Genomic DNA, 23116 nt, shown 5'->3' on the forward strand with positions numbered 1-23116 from the left:
CCCCATCGACGTCTATTCCTAAGGAGCGTCAGCAATGCCCAACGAGCTGATCGACAACGACCCGATCATCGCCCAGAACTTCTTCCTCGAGATCGACGGGGAGGTTGTCACCATTCTCGCGTCGGTGTCCGGCCTCGACGTCGAGATGGAGGTCGCGACCATGCAGCAGGTCGGGAAGGACGGAAAGAGCCAGGTCGTCAAGACTCTTGCCGGCCGCAACAAGGCGCCGGATCTCAGCCTGGTCCGGATGGCGCCGCCGGACTCGACCCAGGACAAGATGTGGGGATGGTTCAACGACATCGAGTCCAAGGGCATCCTGCTGTCCGACCGGACGAACAACCGTAAGAACGGTTCGATCGTGTTGTACGACTCCACTCATGCGGAGGTCGCCCGGTTCAACTTCACCAACGGCTGGCCGAGCAAGATCTCGACCGACCAGCTCTCGGTCGATTCCAACGACCCGGTGAAGGAAACGATCACCCTCACGATCGAGTCGCTCGCGCGAGTCAAATGAGCCTGGTCACCTCGTACGAGTTCACCCTGCCCCGGGGATACGTTGATCCCCAGGGCGGGGTGCACCGCGTCGGCACCATGCGGCTGGCGACGGCCCGCGACGAGCTCGAGCCGCTGCGCGACCCGACCGTCTCCGGTGCCGACGACCCACGGCTGACGGTGCTCATCCTGGCCAGAGTGGTGCAGAAGCTCGGCACCCTCGACCAGGTGACGCCGCACGAGATCGAGGGGCTGTTCGCCGCGGATCTGGCCTTCCTGCAGGACTTCTACGGCGTCATCAACTTCGGCAATCAGCAGGAGTACGAGGCGTTGTTGGCCGCGCAGGCCCAGTCGCCGCCGTTGACCGGAGCGGGGCCGACGCCGGCACCGAGCGGCCCGACGGACGTGCCGGCCGGCACCGACCCGGTCAACGGCAGCGCCACCGGTACTGCCGACGCCGACGCTGCGGTCGCTCCCGAAGTGGGGCGGCCGAGGCCGCGGGTCGAGGAGATCCCGCGGCAGCAGGGGTGACGTTCCGTGCTCCGATACCCGTCCGATGCGCTGTGGCAGGAGATCACCTACCTTGCCTATCACCTGCACTGGCCACTGGACGATCTGCTGGATCTGGAACACATGGACCGGGTTCGGATGGTCCGGGCCGTCGCGAAACTGAACGAACGCGCCTGGGAGGTGGCCCGTGAGTATGCCTGATTCCCAGGAGCCACTCGGTGGCGAGGCGCCGCTGTCGTCGAGGTTCGTCTTCGAGGTCGACGGCGTCGAGATCGGTGTGTTCACCGCCGTGCAGGGGCTGTCGGTGCACTCCCGCACCGAGGATCTGCATGAGGGCGGGCAGAACGGGTACACCCATAAGCTGCCGGGTCCGCTCGAGTGGCCGAACATCGTCTTCACCCACGGGCTGACCCAGTCGGATGCCTTGTTCGACTGGATGAATCGCACCGCCGGCGAGGGATTCGCGGCGGCCGGCAACAAGCTGACCCGATCGACCGGGGCGATCACCGCGATCAGCAATGACGGGGTCCGGTCACGGTCGTGGTCGTTGGACGGCGTCTTCCCGGTCCGCTGGAAGGGGCCGGACTTCGACGGCACCGAGGAGTCCTTCCTCACCGAAGAACTCGAAGTGACCCATCACGGGTTCCGCGCCTCGAACGTCGGGGGATGACCGTGAGCGGGCCGGGCGAGGGGGGCGGGCAGGTGCCGGTAGCCGGAGTGTCGGACGCAGCCGCGGCATCCCGACTGGGTCGCGCCGCTGTCCGGCGCTGGGGCCGGCCGGGTCCGCCGGGACGCCGGCGACCCGCGCCGCTGGGCAGTCTTGCCGCTTCCTCGCTGCGGTTCGCGGCCGCGGTGGCGCGGCCACCGGAACTCCGACGGCAGTTGGCCGGACCCGGCGAGTTGCGACCGGCCGCGGTGGTCGAACTGGTGCGGCCGCCGCGCTGGTGGCATCCGGCCGAGACCATAGATGTCACCGGCGATCCGCTCAGTAGCCCGCGATCGTTGCCGATGTTGCCGGCCCGTGGCTTGCGACGCTCGATCGGAACGATCCCGACCGAGCAGACCCACGGCCCGGGGGCGATGAGCTCTTCGATGGCCGGCCAGGTGGTGAAGGTCCAGCGGCATCCCGAGGTGCGGGCGGCCGGCGTGATGACCACCGGCCCGACCCGGTTGCACCGTCCGCAGACACCCGGCCGCCAGGACCCCGGCGGCGCTGCTCCGCCGGGGCGGGCCGCGGGGGACGGTACCGCGCACCGGCCGGTGGCCGGCGCCGTTCCCCCTGCAGCGCGCAGCAGCCGGCACCGAACTCCGGCGTCACCCTCGGCATCGCGGTCGGCACAGCCCGCCCCGCTCGGGCCGGCGAACGTGGCGCGACAGCCTGTGCAGCAACCGATCTCGATGTCGGCACGGGTGCGGGCGTCACCCCTGGGGCGGGTGGGCTCGCCGGCGTCCGCTGGCAGTGGTGCCAGGCTGCTGTCGAGCGTTCCAGCGATGGCCGCTGTTGCGCTGCGTCGTGCCTGGGCCGGCCCAGGTGCGTCCTTCGGCGACCGTCCACGCGGAGTCGTCCCATCGGCCGCCCGCCTGTCGAGTGGCTCGGTGCTGTCGAGTCACCAGACGCCGCCGACCGGCACGGTGCCGCCGACTGGCATGGTGTCGTCGACCGGGACGGTGCCGCCGACCGGCATGGTGTCGTCGACCGGGACGGTGCCGCCGACCGGCATGGTGTCGTCGACCGGGACGGTGCCGGCGAGCCGCCCGGTGCCGGCGACAGACACGGGTGCGCCCGGCGCCCCTGCGGCGACGGCGACGGTTGAACCGAACGTCCCGTCGGCGGTCACCGCTGTTCGGGCTCCGTCGCCGGCGGTGCGGCCGGGCGCGCCCGCCGCCGAGTTGCGACGGTCATCCTCCGAAACCGGGCCGGAGCTGCCTGGGGTGTCCACGCCGGGGGCATCCACGCCGGCGCTGTCCACGCCCGCGACGCCGCAGCCGCCGGGCTCGTCCGACGTTGGGTCGCCGGTTGCCCCACCGGACGCACCGGTCGCGAGCTCGATTCCGGCAGCGTTCCAACAGGTTTCCCCGGCCGGGCCGGGCGGCGCAGGGCTGACGGAGCGAGCGGCGGGACTGACGCCGGCCATTGAGGGCGTGGGCACTGCTCGCCCACCGGGTCATCTCTCCGCCGTGCTGCGGCGATCGACCGGTGTCCGCCTGGGGCGGGCGCTCGGTCCGCTGCCCGGTCCCGATGCTTGGTCGGGCCTGCCACCGGTGGTGAGCGCCCCGGCACCGATCCGGCCGGCCGGAACGCCGGGTGCTGCGGCTCCGGTCGGTGCAACGTCACCGGCGTCCGCCGGGCTGCGACGGTTGCTGGGGGCCGGCGCGGCCCAGGCTCCAACTGCTCGTGAAACCCGAGGTGTCCGCGGCCCGGCCGTTCGCACCGGCGCGACGGCCCCGTCACCCGGCGGCCGGCACAGTGCCCGACCCGATTCGTCGGCACCCTTGCGTCCGACCGGAGCGGAACGCGGGGATACACCCGCTGTGCCGAGAGCCGCCGGCGGAGCGGCCGCTGGTGGAACCGCGACCCGTGGAGCGGCGACCGGTGAAACGGCCACGGGCGGAACAGTTTCCAGCGCCGCGGCGGCCGCGGCAGCCGCCGGTCACGCCTCCGGCGACCCGATGCTCGGGTCCGCGACACTGCGGCGCAGTGTTGCCGATCCGAGCAAACAGGCCAGGCCGGCGACCCCGGCTCCCAGGCGCTCGGCGGCAGCCGTGGCCACGGCGTTGTTCGCCGGCGCCTTGCGGGCGTCGTCCAAGGACTCGGCTCGAGCCGGCAGTGTCGGCCCCTCGGGTACAACAGCGGCGGCATCGGTCGGTCCAGCGCGATCAGCCGGGCTGACGTCATCGGCCGGCACGGCAGCATCGGCCGGCACGGCAGTATCGGCCGGCAGGGCAGCATCGGTCGGCACGGCAGCGCCGGTAGGTGCGATGTCTACCGCCGACCCGGGGTCCCACCTCGGCCTTGCGTCCCACCTTGTTCCGGCGGCGTCGGTCGGTCCGGCGGCACCGGTCGGTCCGGCGCCATCGTCCGGGACGGCCGCCGTCGATACCGCAGTGCCCGGTTCGGTCGATGCACTCCGCCGGACGCTCGGACGTCGTCCGGGTTCGGCCGTCCCCTGGCACCAGTGGCCCCAAGCCGGGTCGATGGCGAGCCGGAGCTTGGTCCGTCGGTCCACCGGACCGGTGGTGCTGCGCGGTCTGGGCCGGTCGTTGAGCGCGGACCCGGCCGGCCTGTTCGGAGCCGTCGCGCCCGGCATCGACGCCTCGGTGCGGCGGGTTCCGGAACAGCCGGCGCCGTCGACAGGTGGGGCGAAAGCCGGTCCGCTGCCGGTGATCCGGCGCGTCCCGGCGACGCATCTGAGCGAGGCGGCCCCGGCCTTGTCGGCCCGACCTGCGGCAGCAGGGCACCCGACGTCCGGTCACCTGGCCCTTCGTCCCGGCAGACCGGTCCGGCGTAGTGAGCGCGGGGGACTCGCGGCGTCACCGTCGGTCCCGTCCGGGCACAGCCCGCCGACCGGCGCGTTTCCGGTGCACCCGCCGGTGATCCGTCGATCGGCGATGGTCGGGACCCGGCAGCGGACGACCGGTGCCGACTCGTTGAGCGCCGACCCGTTGCGTCCGGGCGCCATGGTCCGCGCGGTCGTGTCGCTGGCCCGATCCGGTCAGCAGCCGGCCGCCCCGGCGATCGGGTCCCGGATCGTCCGCTCGCTCGGCACCGCCCCTGTACGCCGCAGTCCCGAGTCGGTGGCCGTGCCACTGCGTCGGCGCTGGCATCCAACCGAGCCTGCGCAGCCGATGGCGGTCGGGCCGGGCGCGCCCGGACCGGCGGTCGTCGGATCGTCGGTGGGCGCGTCGATGCCGACCGGCTCGCGGTCGACCGGGTCGGTGTGGTCCGGGTCGGTGCCCACCGGCTCGCAACCGACCGGCTTGCAATCGACCGGGTCGGTGCTGCCCGGGTCGGTGTTGTCCGGGTCGATGCTGACCGGCTCGCGATTGTCCGGCTCGGTGTTGTCAGGTGCTGCGTTGGCCGGAACGGCGGTGTCCGGCACGGTGATGTCCCGATCGGCAGGATCGCCGTCCGTCCTGTTGAGGACTGCTTCGTTCTCGCCGGGTTTCTCCACCCTCGCAACGTCGTTGGTCAGCTCTGGACAACGAAGCGCGAACCGGCCGGGGGCGGCAGCATCCCCCGGACCGATCGGACCGGCGCTGTCCGGGACGCAGGGACCGGGGGCCGAATCCGGCGGCCGGCCCGGCGTCGGCCGACGATCTCCGGCCGAGCAGGGCATCGTGCGTCGCGCGTTGATCGGAACCCACCGCCGAAATGGCTACACCACAGACATTCTGCCGGTCACGACCGGGCTGATGTCGCTTCCGACGGTCGCGCCGCCGCGCGGTGTTCCCGGAGGCTCCGTGGATGTCCCGGCGACGGCCGGGGCGGGGCCGGCTCCGGGCAGCAGTCAGCCGCCGCACCGTCCGAACCGATCCGGACCCACCATCGGCGCCGCCCGCCGCCCAGCGCCGTCCGCTGTCGCGGCGGTGCTCGCCGGCCCCGCCGCGACCGCCCTCGACGACCGTCTGGGTGGTGAGGTTCCGGGCCGTTCCGGGCACGGACGCTCACGGCTTCCGGCGCCGCCGTTAGGCGGCCTCTTGCCACAGCGAATCACCGGCCGCCGGCCCTCGGCCACCGTCGACATGGGAGGCATCAGACCAGTGATGGACGTGGAACCGGTACGCAGCGGGGCGGTGGATGCTCCGACTTCCGGCACGATGTCGGTCGCCGAGTCGCTGACCCACCGGGAGTGGGACGAGCTGGTGGATGTCGTTGTGGACCGGATCGAGCGCCGGGTGCTGGACGAACTGGACCGGCGTGGCCGGCGTTTTCTCCCGGAGGTGTTCTGATGGACGCATCGGTCGCCGTGCCGGCCACGGACAGGGGTGTCGAATGCCATTGACGGAGAAGGCCTTCCTGGAGATCGAGGGCAACAGCGCGACCGTGCCGTGCATGTTCAACCCGGCGGAGTTCTCGGTGAGCCGGTCGAATTCCTGGTACGGCGAATCGTTGGCCGGACAAGGCGTTCCGAGCCTGCAGTACCGCGGCGCGCAGTCCGGTTCGATGAACGTGAGCCTGACCTTCGACACCACCGACACCGGCGACCCGGTCACCAAGCACACCGGTCGGATCCTCACCTTGATGGACATCGATCCGTCGCTGCCGGGCACAGATGCGCAGAGCAACAACGCCCGGCCGCCCTACGTGATCTTCCACTGGGGGAACATGCATTCGTTCAAGGCCGTGGTGTCCGCCCTCAACCTGCAGTTCGTCTACTTCTCCTCGACGGGCGTCCCGTTGCGCGCCAGGGTTGACCTCAGCCTTACCCAGTTCGAGGAATCCAACGCGTTCGGCCCACAGAACCCGACGTCCGGGACGCCACAGCCGCACCGGGTGCACCGGGTGCAGCCGGGGGAGACCCTGGACCGGATCGCCGCCAAGTATTACGGCGATCCCACCCGCTGGCGGCAGATCGCCGCGGCGAACGGCATCGTCGATCCGCTCGCGCTGCGCAACGGTTCTCTGCTGTCGGTCCCGAGGTTGGGCTCATGAGTCCGCTGCCGACCACCGCGCTGATCGCACCGCAGGTCACGGTGAACGGCCTCCAGCTGTCCCAGCTGGACCTGGGTCGGTTGTCGGGGATGAAGATCAGCAGCGGACTGCGACTGCCGGCCAGGGCCGTGTTGCGGTTCGCCGACGAGGGTTACCTGCTCAGTGCCGGCGAGACCTACAAACTGGCGAACGCGGTGCGCATCACCATGGCCGACGGCACGCTGCTGTTCGGCGGCGAGATCACCGGGGTCGACCTGCGTCTGGAGCGCGGGGGACCTGAGCTGATCGTGACGGCCGACGACCTGGCGTACAAGCTGGCACTGGGCAGTCGGGTACGGACGTTCACCCAGCAGACCTTCTCCGAGGTGGTGACGACGATCGCCCAGGAGGCCGGCCTGTCAGCCGACATCGCCTCGACCAGCACCCGCCACGACTACCTGTTGCAGACCGGGTCGGATCTGGCCTTCGTCACCGAGCTGGCCGACCGGGTGGGATATGACTGGTATGTGAATGACCGGACACTGGTCTTCAAACCGCCGCCGACGGCGGCGACCGGTCCGACGCTGACCTTCGGGAAGGAACTGAGCGAATTCTCGTTGCGGGCAAGCGGTCTGCATCCGGGCGCTGTCACGGTGAACGGGTGGTCGCAGGTGCAGAAGCAGTCGGTGCAGGGAACGGCCACCACGGCCTCCGGCCTGCCGACCCCGGCGATGCTCGCGCCGTACCTGAGGGTCGGGTCTGCGGCGAACCAGAAGATGGTCGGCGCCGCCGAGAGTCCGGCCACCGTTGATGAAGGCCAGCAACTCGCGGAACGACTGCTGCAGGCCTGGGCTGCCGGCGCGGTGACCGCGACCGGCGTCTGCTACGTCGAACCGACGCTGCGGCCCGGTGTCTCGGTGACGGTGCAGGACGCCGGCCCGGCCAGCGGCAGCTACCCGGTGACCGAGGTCGAACACAGCTACTCCGTCCGCGGATTCGAAACCCGCTTCACCGCAGGCGATCGCAGTCCGACGTCGCTGGCCGACTCGCTGGGCCGCAACGGTTCCTCCAACTTCCGACATTCCGGCATGGTGGTCGGCGTCGTCACCGACGTCGGCAGCAAGAGCGATGCGAACCTGGTGGTCAAGGTCAAGTTCCCGACCCTCGGTGACGGCATCGAGAGCCACTTCGCCCGGGTGGTGGCGCTCGGCGCCGGTAGTCGGCGCGGCATGACGTTCCTGCCCGAGATCAACGACGAGGTGCTGATCGGGTTCGAGAACGGCGACATCCGACGGCCGGTGGTTCTCGGCGGCCTGTACAACGGTAAGGATCTGGCTACCGAATACGGGGTGGCGAACCGACAGGTCGACAAGCGCCGGATCACTTCGCGGCTCGGCCATTTCATCGAACTGGCCGACGGCTCCGCACCGGCCGACCAGGCGGTGAACATCATCCTTGCCGGTGAGAAGCACCTGCTGCATCTGGGAAAGGACGCCATCAACGTAACAGCACCGGCGGGGGTGCCGATCAGTCTCAAGGCCGGGTCGGCCGAGATCTCCATCTCGGACGCCGGTGACATCGTGATCAAGGGTAAGAGCGTAAAAATAGATGCACAGACCGACGTGCAGACTCACGGGCTCAATGTCAAGACGAAGGCGGACGTCGGGTTCGAGGTAGAGGGGACATCCACCACGTTGAAAGCGAAGGCACAGGCCGAGATCTCCTCGGGCGGTGTGGTGATGGTCAAGGGCGCAATGGTGAAGATCAACTGATGGACGAGATCCGGGTACCGGCCACCGGCGCCACCGAGGCGCCGCACTACGACGCGAGCTTCGTCGGGCGCGGCTTCTACTGGCCACTGCAGATCGACCACACCGGGTCGATGCGGATGACAGACGGTGCTGCCGATCTGGACCGGTCGATGGCGATGGTGCTGGCGACCGCGCCCGGCGAGCGGGTGATGCGGCCGGAGTTCGGCTGCCGGATCTGGGAGCTGCTGTTCGAGCCGGTCACCGCCAACCTCATCGGCTTGATGGCCCAGGCCGTTCGCGATGCCCTCGCGCAATGGGAGCCGCGGGTGGAGATCGACGACGTGGACCCGATAGCAGATCCGAACGACCCGGCGCTGATCAACATCTCGGTGACCTACCGGGTCAAGTCCACGAACGACCGGCGCAATCTGGTGTTCCCGTTCTATGTGATTCCCCACGAGGAGGGATGATGACGATCCCGGCACCCGATCTCGACGACCGGACCTTCCAGGACATCGTCGACGAGGCGAAGCGGTTGATCCCCCGGTACACCCCGGAGTGGACGAACCACAATCTCTCCGACCCCGGCGTCGCACTGATCGAGCTGTTCGCCTGGATGAGCGAAATGGTGCTGTTCCGGGTCAACCAGGTACCCGACCGGTTGTTCGTCCACTTCCTGAACCTGGTCGGGATCACGCCCTTCCCGCCATCGGTGGCCAGGGCCGACCTGACCTTCTGGTTGTCCGCGGTGCAGGACAGCCCGGTGAGTGTCCCGGCGGGTCTGCAGGTCACCACCGTGGCCGATGCCAGCGGTGACCCGGTGGTCTTCACCACCAACTCGGAACTGCTGATCACCCAGCCGACGCTGCGGGCCGCCCTCACCACGGACGCCGAGGCCGATCAGCTGGTCGATGTGTACGACGATCTCCGATTCCCCGGCGCTTCCGTGGTGTGCTTCACCTCGGTGGGCGAACGCGGGCACCTGATCCCGGGCGATTGCCTGATCCTCGGGTTCGCCGAAAGTCTTGCCGGGATGGCCCTTCGGTTGTCCTTCGCGGCCACCGCCCGCGGTATCGGCGTTGATCCGGCCCGGCCGCCGCTGGCCTGGGAGGTATGGAACGGCGAGGCTTGGATCGCCACCGATGTGTTCTCCGACAGCACGGGTGGGCTCAACCGGGCGGGCGAGGTGGTGCTGATGGTCGGCCCCGAGCACGAACTGCTGACCCTGGGCCGGACCGCGGCGTATTGGTTGCGGGTGCGCTTGCTGCAGCCCGCGCCCGGCCAGCCGACCTACCAGGAGTCGCCCCGGATCGAGGATCTCGCGGTGGCCGCGCTCGGGGCGACGGTGGCGGCGGAACATTCGTCGACGGCGGTCCGCGAGGTGCTCGGTCGCTCCGACGGCAGCCCTGGCCAGGAGTTCGTCGTCGGCTTCCCGCCGGTGCTGCCGCGGCGGGCCGGCGAGACCGTGGTGGTGACCGACGCCGGGAATCCGGTGGAATGGACCGAAGTGGAGGACTTCTCCCGGTCGACGGCAACCGACCCGCACTTCGTCTGGGAGTCAACCAGCGGGGTGGTCCGGTTCGGCCCCCGGCTGCGCTATCCCGACGGCTCGGTCCGCCAGCACGGCCGGATCCCGCGCGACGGCACCGAGATCGCGGTGTCGGGTTACCGGCACGGTGGCGGTTCGGCCGGCAACGTCGGGTCGCGAACGTTGACGGTGATGCGGTCGGCGGTGCCGTACGTCTCCGGGGTGGTGAACCTGCGCGGCGCGGTCGGTGGGGTGGACGGCGAATCCGTTGCCGAGGCGAAGATCAGGGGACCGCTGACGCTGCGGACCGGTCAGCGGGCCGTGACGGCTGGGGACTTCGAACGGCTGACCCTCGAGTCGTCGATCGAGGTGGCAAGGGCCAGGTGTCTGCCGTCGGCGACACCGGGCGGTCCGGTCCGGCTGCTGGTGGTTCCCGCGGTCCGCACGGATCCGGCGACCCATCAGCTCGACGATTTCGCGCTCAGCGCGCCGCTGTTACGCCGGATCACCGAACACCTCGACGCCCATCGGATCGTCGGGACTGCGGTCGAGGTGGGAACGCCGTTCTACCAAGGTGTCTCGATCGCCGCGTTGGTCCACGCCCCGGCCGGGCGGCCGATGGCGCTGGTCCGGCAGCGGGCGATGGCGGCATTGACCCGCTACATCCATCCGCTCACCGGCGGCGCCGACGCTGCCGGCTGGCTGTTCGACGCGGACCTGAACGCGGCGGCACTGGCCCAGCTGCTGGAGAGCGTGGAAGGCATCGACCGGGTCGACGAGGTGCAACTGTTCGAGTACGACCTGCGCACCGGGCGGCGGATCGGTGCCGGCCGGGACATGATCCGGCTGGACCGGCACTCGCTGTTCCTGTCGGGGCCGCATCGGGTCGTGGTGCGATGAGTGGGCGCGTAGGCCCACACGACGTGGGACGAAGCCGAACGTCGTTGGGACGAACGAATAATGTTGCCGGTCGGGGTGCCTGCGCGAGGGACGAGCGGCAGGGGCCACGATGAGCGACGACCAGTGGGCCGAGCCGCCGCCTGCAGAACCGCCGGCGGCGGAGGCCGGTCCCGGCCATGATCTGGTCGAACCCGTTGCCGGGGCAGAGATTCTGACCAGGCCCGCACCGGGTGCGACCCTGCCCACCGACGCGGCCGGCTGGCCGGCGGTGACGGCACCGCGCCGCGACGCCCGGGTCGGGGCGCCACCGCGTCATCAGCAATGGCTCGTCAACCAGCTGCCGGTGGGCATGCTGCAGACCGACTTCTTCGTCCGCTTCGTCTCGATCTTCCAAGAACTCGGCGAAACTCTCATGCAGGACGCGGATCTGCTCGAGCACGTCCCTGATCTCACCGTATCGCCGACACCGATGCTGTCGGCGTTGGCCGGCTGGATCGGCGTCGATGCGGTCGATCAGTCGCTGCCCGACCATCTGCAGCGACTGATCCTGGCCAGCTCCGCGCGCGCCCTGGCGCGCCGCGGCACCGCTAGGGGCCTGCGCGAGTATCTGGCCATGCTGTCCGGTGCCCCCGCCGAGGTGACGGACGGCGGTGGCATCTGGGCCGAGGGCGAGGCCCCCGCCGATGTCGGCTGGCTGCGGATGAATATCCAGGGCACCGGGCACCTTTCCGAGGACGAATTCGTCGCGATGATCCGCGACGAGATTCCCGCGCACGTTCGTGCCGAGCTGTGGATCGGCGACCGCAGGGTGCTGAATACCGCCGAGGAGGACCGATGACGAACCCGAGACCTGTGGTGCCGGAGGATCTACCGGTGGAGCTGCCACCGCTGCATCCGCTGCCCCCGCTGCATCCGTTGCCGCCGCTCGGATCGGGGTCTGCGGCCACCCTGCTGACAGCTGCGGTCGCCACCGCGACCGACGATGCCGAACTCGGCAACGAGGAACTGATCACCTGTCCGGAGTGCGGCGAGATGGCCACGGTCGACACGGCGCGCCGTCGTGCCGACGACTTCTGCCGGAACTGTGACTACCCGCTGTTCTGGGCGCGCAGCGCGGTGATCCTGCCCAGCGGCCAGGAGACGGGAGCCTCGCTGCGCCGGTTGCCGGGCACCGTCGGGCGGGCCGCGACGGCCGCCCTCAACTGCCCGCACTGCAACGAACCCAACTCGCCGATCGCCCTGGTCTGCATCCGCTGCGGCGGCGACATGCACCCGGTGGCGCCACCGGAGCCCGAACCGGTACCGGAGCCGGTATTCGTTCCGGCGCCGCTGCCCGAGCCGGAGGTCGTCCAGGACCGGTTCTGGTGGATCCTGGCGTCCGCCCTGGCGCTGTTGCTGGTGATCGCCGCCATCGTCTGGATCCTGCAGGCCTGATCGGCCGGTCGATTCCGCGGCCGGGACAACCCTGCTACGCGTGCGGGAGCGGGCTTGTCTCACAGGTCGGCCGGGACAACCCCGCTACGCCTGAGGTCGGCTGCAGCTCACGGGCCGGCCGGGACCTAGGTCATCGGTACCTCCTTCACGCCGTTGATGCCGGCCGTCGCCGTCACCGTTGCCGTTCCGGTGTAGTCCTTCCCGGCGCTCGTCCAGGCCAGCTTGTAGGTGTGGGCACCGGTGGCTGCACTCAACTCCAGATAGAGACCGGTGAGCCTGGTGACCGTGATGGCGGTCGCTCCCTCGGTGACCGTGATGCCGGTGAAGACCTTCTGAGTTCCGGACGTCGGTTGCAGCAGGACTGTCGCGGCAGTCGCGGTGGTCTGGGCGACCGCGGTGGGGGTGAGTACCGTCAGCCCGGCGTTCACCGACTGGCCGGCCGCCACGACCGAATAGACCGTGCCGCCCACCGAACCGCTCACCGCGACGTGGTAGTTGGGAGTCGGGGAGAGCCCGGTGAACATGGCATTACCGTGCGAGTCAACGGTTTTCGTTGAACCCGCCGACCCGTTGTCCGGCAGCAGCGTCACCGTACTGCCGGCCGGCAGCGGTGCGCCGTTGCCGACCGGGCGGACGATCACGGTGCCGGTGGTGGTCGCCGTCAGGGTGGCCGACAACGCCTGCGGCGGTCCGGCCGTGAGCACCTGATCCTCCAGGACGTCCAGGTAGGAAGTGCCGCCGCTGGTGCGGCTCACCGCAATGTCGTAGGTGCCGGGGGTGATGCCGGTGAGCAGGACGGTGCCGTCGGACCGGACCGTCGGCAGCGTCGGGTTGGCCGGGTCGGCCGGGATGAGCCGGACGGTGGCTCCGGTGACGGCGGCCGCCGGACCGTCGACGGTCAGCGCTATCGTGGCGGTGGTCGTTGCGTCCAGTACCACCGGGATGTCCGCCGAGATGCCCGCCGGGAACACGTGATCGGGCAACACCTTTTGGTAGTATGTGCCGCCGGACTGCCAGTGCACGATGATCGCCCGGGTACCCGGGGTGACGTCGGACAGCACGACCGCGCCGTTGGCAGCGACGGTCGGCCAACTGGCGTGATTCGGATCGGCCGGGAACAGCTCGACGGTGGCACCGGCCGGAAGGTTGCCGGAGACCGCGACGCTGGTGGTCAACCTCAGGGTGGACGCGGTGTAGCCGAAGGATCCGGTGATCGTGTGGTTGGTCGAGCCGTCGGCGATGGTGAGGCTGCCGGCGGTCGCGGCGGCGGCGAAGACGTCGCCGGCGACCGGGTTGGTGGCGGCCAGCGAGTAGGCACCCGTCGGGACGATCTGGGTGGTCCCGTTGGCCGCCGACTGACCACTGGGGATGGTGACCGACCCGGCGAAAACAGTTGTCCCACCGCTCGTCACGGTGACCGACATGGCCCGAGCGACCGAGTCCGGGGCACGGTTGGCCACATCCGCAAGCGCGACCCGCGGGATCAACGAGTAACCGGTGAAGGCCACCGTGTTGTTCTTGGTGGCGTCGAGCGTCACCGACTCGTCGTCTAGATGGGCGTTGGCACCGGCCAGCCTGAATTTCCAGGCTCCCGGGCTCAGGCAGGTCGGGGTGCCAACGGACAAGGTCGGGTCGGTCGGGCCGGGAGCCGCTCCCTGGAAGGCCCTTACCGATCCGCTACCGGGACTGCCGTCGAGGGTCAGCGTCGCGGTAACCGCCGCCGCCGTGAACCCGAGCGTGCCGGACACCGCCTTCGGGTCGACGGAACCGGCGGCCGCGCCGTTCGGGACGGCGATGGTGAAACCGGGGAAGCCACCGGACGGTGCCGTCCAACCGTCGCCGAGGCCGGTCAGATCCGGCGCCCAGCTGTAGGTTCCGGCCGGCAGCAACACGTTCGCCGTCGCGCTGTTTCCGCTGACCGTCGCCTGGACAGTGACCGAGGCGTTGGTGCCGTCGGTGCGGGTCACCGTGATCGGCAGGGTCCCGTTGATCGGCGACTGGTCCGTGCAGTCGGTCTTGTTCCACGACGCCGTCAGTGTCGCCAACCCCTGGTGGAGCAGCGTCGTCTGGCTCTGGGTCGTGCCGCCGGTGGTGGCAGTGACGGTGAACGTGCTGCCGGTGGCCCGGAATCGAGCGGGTAGTGCGCCGTCGATGCCGGTCTGTTTCGTGGTGGTCGGCTGCCAATCCCCGGTGGCCAGCGGTTGGTTCAAGGAGGCGGTGAACGGCCCGGCCGGCGCCCCGGCCACCGGAATACCGGTCAGCGGATCCACCGGCTGGCCGACCGCTGCCGCGGTTTGCGTCAGGGTCAGTTCGGTGCCGGCCAGATTCGCCGTGGTCGCACCGGCCGGCCCCTTGGCGGTGGTCTGCACGGTCAGGTCGACGGTCCGGGCGGCGCGGGTGAGGTTCGCCGTCACCAGCGACGGTGCCGGGTTGGCCGCCCGGATCAGGGTGATCTGCGGACTGACGAAGGTGTCGTAACCGGCCGCCGTCACCTGGACGTAGTACAAGCCGTCGGGAATGCCGGTGAATTGCAGTTCGGTCGCCGGGCCGGCCGGCGGCCAGTTCAGTTCCAGCGGATCACCGCCGAAGTCCTTGGCGATCACGAACAATCCGTTGACGTCGTACTGCATCAGGTCGACGGTGGCCGCCCCCGTCAGCGGCACACCGCCCGGCCCGTTCACCACCACCCGCTGGTTGTTCGTCTTCAACTGCAGGAACAGCTGCACCAGCAACGGAGTGGTCTGCCCTTCTCGCACCTCGATCTGGGTGCTCACCGGGTTGAACAGTGGAAGGTCCGGTTGCGGTGCCACCTGTACCTGGTAGGTGCCTGGATTCACCGCCGGGAAGTCGATGGCCGCGTCGTCACCCTCCGTCGCGCAGCTGGGTAGCTGGCCCTTCTGGTAGTTGCAGGTGTAGGTGCCGTTGGGACCGGAGAGGGTCGCCGTCATCGGTTGCATGATGGGTGTCTTGGTCGGGTCGTCGACGGACGCGAGCACGATCTGCACCGGTACCGGGTTGATCGGCAGGGTGACCTGCAGTGCCCCGCCGGTGATGGTCAGGTCGCCGGTGGCGTCCGACAGGCCGTAGGTCCCGCCCGGATTGCCCGACAGCAGCACCGTGCCGGTCGCCGTCCCGTGGCCAGATCTCGTTGCCGTCACCAGGTATCGGCCGGCGAGCAGCCCCTCGTCGACCTTGGTCCCGGTCAGTACGAGGCCACCGAAAGCATTCGTCACGCCGCTGAACGTCGGCGAGCCGGCCACCGGATTGCCGTCGGCGTCCGCCGCCCGGAGCGCCACCGCGACGGACCCGAGCGCGTTCGTGAAGGGAGCCTGGCCCGGCGGCGTGACCGACTCGACGGTGGCGAAGCTGATCGAGCCGATCGCGGTGAGCCGCACGGTGCAGGTGGTGGTGCCGCCGGGGTGCGGGATCAGCCCGGTGCTGCCGGCGGCATCGCACTGCACGGCAGGGGAGTTGCGGTCGTAGTCGACGTCGAACTTGTAGCCGGCGGCCTGGGTGTGCAGCAGATAGGTCGCGGTCGGCAGCGCGACCATTCCCTTGATGGTGACGGTGTTCCCGATCGCGGTGGTGCTGGCCTTCGCCGGGGCAGTCAGCGTGTTGCCGGTCAGCGTGACCAGGACGTCGGGAACCGGATTGCCGGCGGAATTGATGAAGTCGAACTTCAGGTCGGTGCGCTGGGTCATCTCGACGTGCGGGTCGCACGTCGAGCTGTCGCCCCCGCAGACAAAGGTGGCGCCAGAGGATTGGTCGAAGCCGGCGAGGATGGCCGAGACGCGGTACGTGCCCGGACGGATCACGTTGGGCGGGAGGTCATCCTGTTTCCAGCTGAGCGCGGCGGTGGTCGGGTCGACGCCGACGTCGACCGAACCGCCGTCCGGCGGGATGACGTTGACCTTCGTCGCGCCGGCCGGAAGTCCGGCCGGATTGGTGCTGACGGTCGCTCCCGCCGCCAGCCGGGGGAAGGGCTTGAGGGTGCGGTTGACCGGGTCGCAGCCGGCCACGAAGTCGGCGCCGCACTTGATCGTGACGGTGGCTCCGGCGTAGCCGTTCAGATTGAACTGGAAGGTGTAGCTCCCCTGGGCCGCCAGGCCATCCCTTGGCTGGGCGTCGTCCCGGAAGTTGAAGGCGTAGGTATAGGCGACGATCGCGTCGCCGTCTCCACGGACGGCGTTCGGATCGCCGACCGAGACCGTGATGGCGCCGACGCCGGTGGCTGTGGTGCTGACGAACGTCGTCAGCAGGTCGTTGGAATCGACTCCGCTGGGCAGCGGCGCCGGGACCCGGAGCGTGCCGCTGATCTTCGCCAGCTGCCGCAGCCGGAGCGGGCCGGGCGTCGAGGTGCCGGTGGCGACCATCACGCAGGTCTTTCCCAACGCGCACAACAGGTCTGCGTCACCGCTGACGAAGCCGGTCTGTTCGACATGCAGCGAGTAGCGGCCCGGAACGGCCTGACCCGGAGCGGCGAGGGAGGCGTCGGTGAAGGTCAGGTTGCCGCCGCTGTCGCTGCGCACCGTGACTGCCCCGGCGCCGGCCGGCGCCCGGGTGACGGTGACCTTGGCATCGAGCATCGAGACCAGCGGGTCGCCTTCCGGCAACTCCTGCCTGATGGCCTGGGAGCCGACCGGTGACGGGCTGGCGTCCACGATCACCACCGGCAGGTTCTTCACCGGACCGCTGCCGCCGACCAGCGTCGCGGTCGCCTGGTACTCCTTGGTTCTGGTGTCCGCGGCCGCGACGCCCACGGTCACCGGCAGCACCACCAGGGAGGCCGGTGTGCCGTCCGGATCCGACATCACCGCGGTCGCCGATCTGGGCACCGAGGGACAGTCGGGGCTGGTCAACGCCGGGCCGCCGGTGGCCGGCCAGTTAGCCGGCAGGATTGCGAAACATCCGTTGCCTGCGGTGGTGACCGTGCCCGCGCCGGTGACCGGGGTCTGCCCGTCGAACCCGACGACGCCGCTGACGGTGACCTTCGCGCCGCCGACGCTCACGGTTCGTCCGTCCACCGATGTGGTCACCCGGCCGACAACGGCCCCGATCGGTGAGGTCAACACCATGGTGACCGACTCGGTCTGGTTGAGCCCGACCGGCAGGCTGATCCGGGCGCTGCCACCGGCTTTCGCGGTCACCGTGTAGGTACCGTTCAACCCGCCCACCTGCAGCGTGCCGGCCGGCCCGGTGGTCCCCGCCCGTCCGATGGCGAACGGCGGCGGTGCCTGCCCGGTGGGGGTGAAGGTGACGGCGGCACCGGGTTGCGGGGTCAGGGCGACCGTCTTCAGGTCCGGCGTCAACACGGTGACGGTGGCCCGACCCAGCCGGTCGAGCACGGCGTCGTACCGGGCGTCGCCGCCCAGTTGCAGTTGCACGGTGGAGGTGGCCACCGGCAGGAACTCCCGGTCGGTGGTCAACACCCCGACCTGGTAGCTGCCATGCAGCAGCCCGACGATCTGATAGCTGCCGTCCTTGGCCGCGACCAGGGAACAGCGCACCGGCGCGCCGCCCGGGACGCTGCAGGACTTGCCGCTCGGCGTGCACGATGTCGGAGCCTTGGTGCCGGCCGGAACGGCGATCACGCAGCTCGGTGAGGACGGCGAGCCGACGTGGGTGGTGATCGTGCCGGATATCAGACCCAATGGCTGCAACCGTATCTGCGGTGCGACGGTGATCTGGTTCTCGGCCACCTGGACCTGGGTGGTGGTCGTTTCGTAGCCGGGCGCCGAGATCGTCAACGTGTACAGCCCGGCCACCAGGCCGCGGTGCTTCGGGTCGTTCTTGGCCGGGATGACGTAGTCCTCGGCGGGTCCGGCGGTCGTGGGTACCACGTCCCGTTTGCCGTTGTCGTCGGCCGGATCAACCGGGACCGGCACCGTGACCTTGACCCGACACTCGACATCCGGCACCGGTGAACGGTCACAGGTGAGTGCGCTGTCGGTCGAGGCGTCGACGACCCGACCCTGGATGTGCGCGGTGGCCGCCAGTTCGATCGCCGCGTCGGCGGGCAGTCGCAGATCGGCCTGCGCCGTCCCGGCGGCGGTCACCGTGACGGTGGTGGAGGCCGGCGCCCGGCCGAAGGTCGAGGCGCTGAGCAGGTAGGTGCCGGGGGCCACGCCGGAGAACCGGAACCGCCCGGCCGGGGCCGAGGTGCTCATCGTCTTGTACGACACGGTGTCCCCGGTCAAGGTCAGACCGACCCCTTCGAGGCCGCCGCCGTCGTCGCCGACCGTCGATCCGGTCACGACGCCGGCCGCCGCCGCCAGGGACACGTCGACCCGTACCTGCCCGGTGTCCGGCGGGATGGTGACGGTCCTGACCTGATCGGTGAAGCCGGCGCCGGAGATCGTCATCGTGTACTCGCCGGGCGCCGGGAGGTCGGGCAGGACGAAGGCGCCGACCGGACCGGTGGTGACGGTTGTCGCGGTGCGGGTGATGCCGCCGTTGGTGATGGTGATGCCGATGCCGCCGAGTCCACCGACCCGGCCCAGTTCGTCGCGACCCGAAACCGTGCCGGTAACGGCGGCAACACCCGGTTTCATTGTCAGGTCGACCTTGCCCGCGCCGCCCGCGGTCAGCGTCACCAGGTGCGAGGTGGTGCCGAACCCGGGTGCGGACGCGGTGACCAGATAGGTGCCCGGTGTCGAAAGCCCGTCCGCAGTCCAGGTTCCCGGGGCGCCGGCGGCGGCGCCCCGGGTCGTTCCGGTCGGCGGCGACACGGTCGAGGTGGCCAGCGACACCGTCCCGTCGGTGATGCTGATCTCGGCCGCGCCGACCGGACCGTCCGGCCCGGTGACGGTTCCGGTGAGGCGTCCGGGGCCGGCGACCATGGCGACGTCCAACGGCACCCCGGCGGCCAGCGTTGCGGAGTTGATGATGAAACGCTGGGTCTGGAATCCGGCCTTCGCTAGGGTCAGCAGGTAGTAGCCAGGTCCGGTGATGCCGCCGATGGCGAAGGTGCCATCGGCGTCGGTCTCGGTGGACTGGGCCCCGTCGGGTCCCTCCGGCGCCAGCCGGACCGCCTCGGCGGGGATCTTGCCGAAGGCCCCGGAGCCGGCCCGGAGCATGTCCGCAGTGGCCGTGTCGCCCGGTGCCGGGGCGGCCTGGACGTCGGCCGCCTCGATCAGGCTGGTCGGGCGCAGGCCGACCTGGACACCGGCCGGCGCGGCACCGGACACCGTGCCGGACAACGTGGTTCCGGGTTTGCTGCCGCCGCCCTTGCCGCCGTCGTTGCCGCCGGACTTGTCGCCGCCCGCGGTGCCGGCACCGGACTGCCCGGTGGTCGGTGCTGCACCCGCGCCACTCCCGGCGCCGCCGGCACCGGTGGTGGCCTCGGCGCCCGACCCGGAGGTGCCGGCGCCGGTGGTGCCACCGGTGCCCGAACCGCCGGTGCCGGTGCCGGGGGCGGTCGCGCCGGAGGTGGCGTTGGGCACCGTGTTGCGGGCGGTGAACTGGTCGGAGAGCTTGGGAATGAACAGCAGCGCGGCGGCCGCCCAGACGGCCAGCACCAATGCGACCGCGGCGATCTTCATCGCCGCGCCGCGGATCAGCGGCCGGGCGTTGAGCGTGCCGTCGACCCGCTCGGGGGCGCCGTCGCCGCGGGCGGTGAGGGCGAAACTGTGCACCCCACCATCGGTCAGCAGCCGCGGCCGGCGGACCCGGACACGGGCCTGCACGCTGACCGTGCGTCCGGCCGGGGCGAGGACCGTGTCGTCCTGCAGGTGCACCCACACGCCGTGCGCAGCCTCGGCGGACAGGGACAGCGAGCGATCGCGGCGGCCGGGATTGGTGATGTGCAGCTGGACTTTCCGGCTGTTGACCGCCTCGGAGGTGGACGGGTCGATGGCCAGCGTCACCCTTTCCCGACCGTCGACCGCGAGGGTCGACTCGGCGATCCCCAGTACCGGGGCCGAGCCGGCGCCCGGCGGCGGCGTGGTCCCGCCGGGGCGGATCGGGGTGATCTCGGCGGCGATCACGAACGGGTACAGCGCGCTGAGCGATCCGCGTTCCGGGCTGACGGCGATGGCCAACTGGACGGATTCGCCCGGCTGCAACGGCCCGATCCGGATCGGCTCGGCGACCCAGCTGCTGTCCAGCCCGAGAACGGTGACCGTGAGCATGGCCGGGGTGAACCCGCGGTGGCGGACACCGACATCGACCATGCTGGTCCGACCGGCCGAGCAGGCGATCTGCGGCGCGACCCGGACCTCAGGGGCGTCGGCTCGGGACGTCGGGCGCGAGGAAGGGCCGGTCACGGTGTCCCTCCGGTGCTGCCGGCCGTTCCGGTGGCGGCCGGTGGCGGGATTGCGGTGGTCGGGGAGACGTTGCCGTCGCCGACGGACGTGGTCGACTCGACGGTCAGGTTCAGCACGCCGGCCTTGCTGGCCGGCAGCACCAGGGTGGCCGATCCCAGCGCGCCGGCGGTCGCCGACCTGACCTGCACGACGTAGGCCTGCGGTGCGTCGACGTTCTCGAACACGTAGTCGCCCTTGGCATCGGTCACCGTGCTCCGGTAGACCTGCGCCGGGTACTGCGACGATTCGAACAGGTCCACCTGCAAACCGGCGACAGAGCCGCCGGTCCGATCGGTGATCCGGCCGGAGATCCCAGCACCCGGTACCAGCACCGGGTCGTAGGTGAGACTCTGTCCGGCGATCAGCGTGATCGTCACCGTCGTCGGGCTGGTGCCACGCCGGCTGGCGGACAGCGTGTAGGTGCCGGGCTTCACGCCGGCGATCAGGTACTTGCCGGCGCCAGCGGCTGGGACGGAGGCACTGGAAACGGTGTAGGTGTCGGTACCGGAGGACAGCGTGATGACGGCCTCGCCGCCCGGTGACGATCCACCCGCTGCGTTGCGTTGACTGACCGTGCCGGACACCACCGCGAACGCCGACGTCATCCCGACGGTGATGCCGCCGGCACCTGTGCTGGGATTGCCGTTGCGGTCCAGTGCCACCGAAACGGTCTGGGACTGCAGATCATCCCGGGAGAAGGTCACGGTGTAGGTGCCAGGCAGCGGGAGACCGGCCACCATCCAGGCGCCGACGTCGCCGGTCGACTGGGTCACCGTCGTCACCGTGGTGTCGCCGGAGGTGAGCGTCACGCCGACCCCGCCGGCCGGCGCCTGGTCGGCGAGCGTGTTGACGTGGCCGGACAGGGTGCCGGCCGAATGGCTCAGGGTGAACCGGACGTCGGTGAGCTTCTGACCGGCGGCCAGGGTCAGGGTCGAGGTCTGCGTGCCGAAGCCCGGCGCCGTCACCGTCACCGTGTACGTGGCAGGTGTCACCAGGCCGCGGACGGTGAACGTGCCCTTCTTGCCCTGGGTCAGGGTCAGCGTCTGGACGGTGGTCGACCCCGTGGTGGCGGTGACCAGGGCCTTGACCACCGGCCCGTCCGGCCCGATCACACTCCCGGTGATCAGACCGTCGCCGGTGCGCAACCGCAGCTGCAAATCGGATCTGGTCTCGCCGCCGGCCAGATCGATCCGCTGGGTCTCGGGGGCGAAGCCGGCCTTGGTCACCACCAGCTCGTACACCGCCGGAGAGGCGATGTCGGACAACGAGAACCGGCCGTCGGAGGCGACCGGGATCGAGTCGACCAGTGCGCCCGGCGCGGCCGCCTTGGAGCCGGCAACGGCCGGCAACCGATCGGCCGGCACCTGGATGCTGACCACCGCGCCGGCGACGTCGTCGCCGAGCACCTCACCGGAGACGGTGGCCGGCAGCCCGCCGAGCGAGACCGACAGATCCGGCGACTTCTCCCCGGTCTGCACGTCGATCTCCTTCGCCTCGGCGCCGGTGAGCGCGCCGGGATACCAGACCTCGGCCAGACCGGCGCCCCTGAACCGCACCTTGTAGGCGCCGGCGGGCAGCGAAGCGACGGTGAAACTGCCGTCGTCGGCAGTGGCCGTGCTGGCGACAGGTTGGGTCAGCGAGGCTGCGGAGAACACCTCCACGGCGACGCCGGCCGCCGGTGCACCGGTGAGAAGCGTGATGGTGCCGCCGATCTCCGAGCTCCCGGCGCCGCTGCCGACGTTGTCGGCGGCGGCGGCGACCTGCAGCGCCAGATCGCGATCGGCCGCCGAGACGCCGACCAGCCGGGACAGCGCGATGGTGATCACGGTGGCGAACACGCTGACCGCCACCAGCAGGCTGAGCATCGACAGCACGCCGCGACCGATCCTCGGCTTCTGCATCATGGTGCCGTTGGCCAGCGGTTCCACCGGCACCGCAACGGGTGTGCCGTCCGGCGCTGACGAAGGCCGGCCCGGTCGGGCCGGCGCGGCGGCGACGCCGAACGGGCGGACCACCGGTGTGCCCAGCCAACGCCGCCGGGCCGATGCCCGCAGGTCGGCGATGGCATGCTCGCCCGGCGCCAGGTGCAGCACCGGCGGGATCACTTCGAACTGGATCTTGTCTTCCGGGTCGAGCCCGACCACCGAGGTCGCGATGGTGGTGTTGCCGGTGTTCTCCGCGACCAGGCCGAAGTGGCCGGTGTGCCCGCAGATCACCGTCATTGGTGACAGCGAGAGCCGCAGCGCCTCCTGGGCGGGCACGGCCAGCTCGATCTCGGCAACCGCGATCGCCTGCGGCGGAGTGAGTTCGCGCACCTGAACGGCGATCCGCCGGTCACCGGCCCCGATCCCGTTCGGGATCTCGATCCTGGCGGTCACCGTCTGGGAGGTGTCCGGGAACAGCGACAGGTTCTCGGCCTCCAGGGTGACCCAGCCCGGGTCGGCGCCGAGCACCCGCAGGTGGTAGCCGCCGATGATGTCGGCGGTGTTGGTCACCGTGACACTGATCTCGAACGGAATCCCGGCAACGAGTTCGACTCGCTCCGGATCGACCTGCACCCGCATGA

The 23116-nt window shown here is 70.5% G+C and carries 16 protein-coding genes; 11 read left to right on the forward strand and 5 right to left on the reverse strand.

What is annotated here, in order from left to right; all coding sequences use genetic code 11:
- Positions 1–34 precede the first annotated feature (34 nt).
- From K340_RS0103880 to K340_RS0103895, 4 genes are read left to right on the forward strand one after another with little or no spacing between them, the layout of a single operon-like run.
- Positions 35–514 (forward strand): phage tail protein, encoded by a 480-nt coding sequence (locus tag K340_RS0103880; RefSeq protein WP_029135743.1) that lies wholly within the window; start codon positions 35–37, stop codon positions 512–514.
- On the forward strand, positions 511–1023 hold the full coding sequence (locus K340_RS0103885; RefSeq protein WP_029135744.1) for a hypothetical protein: 513 nt from the start codon (positions 511–513) through the stop codon (positions 1021–1023). Before K340_RS0103880 ends, K340_RS0103885 begins: the two co-directional genes overlap by 4 nt.
- 6 nt (positions 1024–1029) lie before the next feature.
- Positions 1030–1203 (forward strand): DUF6760 family protein, encoded by a 174-nt coding sequence (locus K340_RS36385; protein ID WP_169726901.1) that lies wholly within the window; start codon positions 1030–1032, stop codon positions 1201–1203.
- Positions 1196–1672, forward strand: a complete 477-nt coding sequence (locus K340_RS0103895) for a phage tail protein (protein WP_037362636.1) — start codon at positions 1196–1198, stop codon at positions 1670–1672. Before K340_RS36385 ends, K340_RS0103895 begins: the two co-directional genes overlap by 8 nt.
- 937 nt (positions 1673–2609) lie before the next feature.
- Here K340_RS0103895 and K340_RS35660 read toward each other — a convergent pair.
- The 3 genes from K340_RS35660 to K340_RS35670 all read right to left on the reverse strand — a co-directional run bounded on the left by K340_RS35660 (position 2610) and on the right by K340_RS35670 (position 5174).
- On the reverse strand, positions 2610–2840 hold the full coding sequence (locus K340_RS35660) for a hypothetical protein (RefSeq protein WP_154674059.1): 231 nt from the start codon (positions 2838–2840) through the stop codon (positions 2610–2612).
- Positions 2841–3653: 813 nt separating this feature from the next.
- The gene (locus K340_RS35665; protein ID WP_154674060.1) at positions 3654–3962 is read right to left on the reverse strand and encodes a hypothetical protein; all 309 of its coding nucleotides are present in this window, start codon (positions 3960–3962) and stop codon (positions 3654–3656) included.
- 753 nt (positions 3963–4715) lie between these two features.
- Positions 4716–5174 (reverse strand): hypothetical protein, encoded by a 459-nt coding sequence (locus K340_RS35670; RefSeq protein ID WP_154674061.1) that lies wholly within the window; start codon positions 5172–5174, stop codon positions 4716–4718.
- Positions 5175–5745: 571 nt separating this feature from the next.
- On the opposite strand from K340_RS35670, the gene K340_RS35675 reads away from it, so the two are divergent.
- The 7 genes from K340_RS35675 (at position 5746) to K340_RS0103940 (ending at position 12247) form a co-directional block, all read left to right on the forward strand.
- On the forward strand, positions 5746–5952 hold the full coding sequence (locus K340_RS35675; RefSeq protein WP_211229256.1) for a hypothetical protein: 207 nt from the start codon (positions 5746–5748) through the stop codon (positions 5950–5952).
- Between the two features lie 43 nt (positions 5953–5995).
- On the forward strand, positions 5996–6655 hold the full coding sequence (locus K340_RS0103915; RefSeq protein WP_029135749.1) for a CIS tube protein: 660 nt from the start codon (positions 5996–5998) through the stop codon (positions 6653–6655).
- Positions 6652–8406 carry a phage baseplate assembly protein V gene (locus tag K340_RS0103920; RefSeq protein WP_029135750.1) on the forward strand — a complete coding sequence of 585 codons (1755 nt, stop codon included), beginning with the start codon at positions 6652–6654 and terminating at the stop codon, positions 8404–8406. Before K340_RS0103915 ends, K340_RS0103920 begins: the two co-directional genes overlap by 4 nt.
- Positions 8406–8855, forward strand: a complete 450-nt coding sequence (locus K340_RS0103925) for a GPW/gp25 family protein (protein WP_029135751.1) — start codon at positions 8406–8408, stop codon at positions 8853–8855. Before K340_RS0103920 ends, K340_RS0103925 begins: the two co-directional genes overlap by 1 nt.
- A complete protein-coding gene (locus K340_RS0103930) occupies positions 8855–10813 on the forward strand; it encodes a putative baseplate assembly protein (RefSeq protein ID WP_029135752.1) in 1959 nt (652 codons plus the stop codon). The genes K340_RS0103925 and K340_RS0103930 overlap by 1 nt, the downstream gene beginning before the upstream one ends.
- A 109-nt stretch (positions 10814–10922) precedes the next feature.
- Positions 10923–11651 (forward strand): phage tail protein, encoded by a 729-nt coding sequence (locus tag K340_RS27320; RefSeq protein ID WP_051265016.1) that lies wholly within the window; start codon positions 10923–10925, stop codon positions 11649–11651.
- Positions 11648–12247, forward strand: coding sequence for a hypothetical protein (locus K340_RS0103940; protein WP_154674063.1), 600 nt, complete (start codon positions 11648–11650; stop codon positions 12245–12247). Before K340_RS27320 ends, K340_RS0103940 begins: the two co-directional genes overlap by 4 nt.
- A 125-nt stretch (positions 12248–12372) precedes the next feature.
- Here K340_RS0103940 and K340_RS0103945 read toward each other — a convergent pair whose 3' ends face one another.
- Together K340_RS0103945 and K340_RS0103950 are read right to left on the reverse strand one after the other, a co-directional pair.
- Complete coding sequence (locus K340_RS0103945) at positions 12373–20511, reverse strand: carboxypeptidase regulatory-like domain-containing protein (RefSeq protein ID WP_029135754.1); 8139 nt, start codon at positions 20509–20511, stop codon at positions 12373–12375.
- Entirely contained in the window at positions 20508–23114 is a 2607-nt protein-coding gene (locus tag K340_RS0103950) for a carboxypeptidase-like regulatory domain-containing protein (protein WP_029135755.1), read from the reverse strand. Before K340_RS0103950 ends, K340_RS0103945 begins: the two co-directional genes overlap by 4 nt.
- Positions 23115–23116: the final 2 nt, after the last annotated feature.

Source organism: Nakamurella lactea DSM 19367 (genome assembly GCF_000426645.1).
Taxonomy (GTDB): Bacteria; Actinomycetota; Actinomycetes; order Mycobacteriales; family Nakamurellaceae; genus Nakamurella; species Nakamurella lactea.

Coding starts and splice junctions, on each gene's coding strand:
- K340_RS0103915 (WP_029135749.1), top strand. CDS start 5,996: ATGCCATTGACGGAGAAGGCCTTCCTGGAGATCGAGGGCAACAGCGCG.
- K340_RS0103895 (WP_037362636.1), top strand. CDS start 1,196: ATGCCTGATTCCCAGGAGCCACTCGGTGGCGAGGCGCCGCTGTCGTCG.
- K340_RS27320 (WP_051265016.1), top strand. CDS start 10,923: ATGAGCGACGACCAGTGGGCCGAGCCGCCGCCTGCAGAACCGCCGGCG.
- K340_RS0103880 (WP_029135743.1), top strand. CDS start 35: ATGCCCAACGAGCTGATCGACAACGACCCGATCATCGCCCAGAACTTC.
- K340_RS0103940 (WP_154674063.1), top strand. CDS start 11,648: ATGACGAACCCGAGACCTGTGGTGCCGGAGGATCTACCGGTGGAGCTG.
- K340_RS0103930 (WP_029135752.1), top strand. CDS start 8,855: ATGACGATCCCGGCACCCGATCTCGACGACCGGACCTTCCAGGACATC.
- K340_RS0103885 (WP_029135744.1), top strand. CDS start 511: ATGAGCCTGGTCACCTCGTACGAGTTCACCCTGCCCCGGGGATACGTT.
- K340_RS35675 (WP_211229256.1), top strand. CDS start 5,746: ATGGGAGGCATCAGACCAGTGATGGACGTGGAACCGGTACGCAGCGGG.
- K340_RS0103950 (WP_029135755.1), bottom strand. CDS start 23,114: ATGCGGGTGCAGGTCGATCCGGAGCGAGTCGAACTCGTTGCCGGGATT.
- K340_RS0103920 (WP_029135750.1), top strand. CDS start 6,652: ATGAGTCCGCTGCCGACCACCGCGCTGATCGCACCGCAGGTCACGGTG.
- K340_RS0103925 (WP_029135751.1), top strand. CDS start 8,406: ATGGACGAGATCCGGGTACCGGCCACCGGCGCCACCGAGGCGCCGCAC.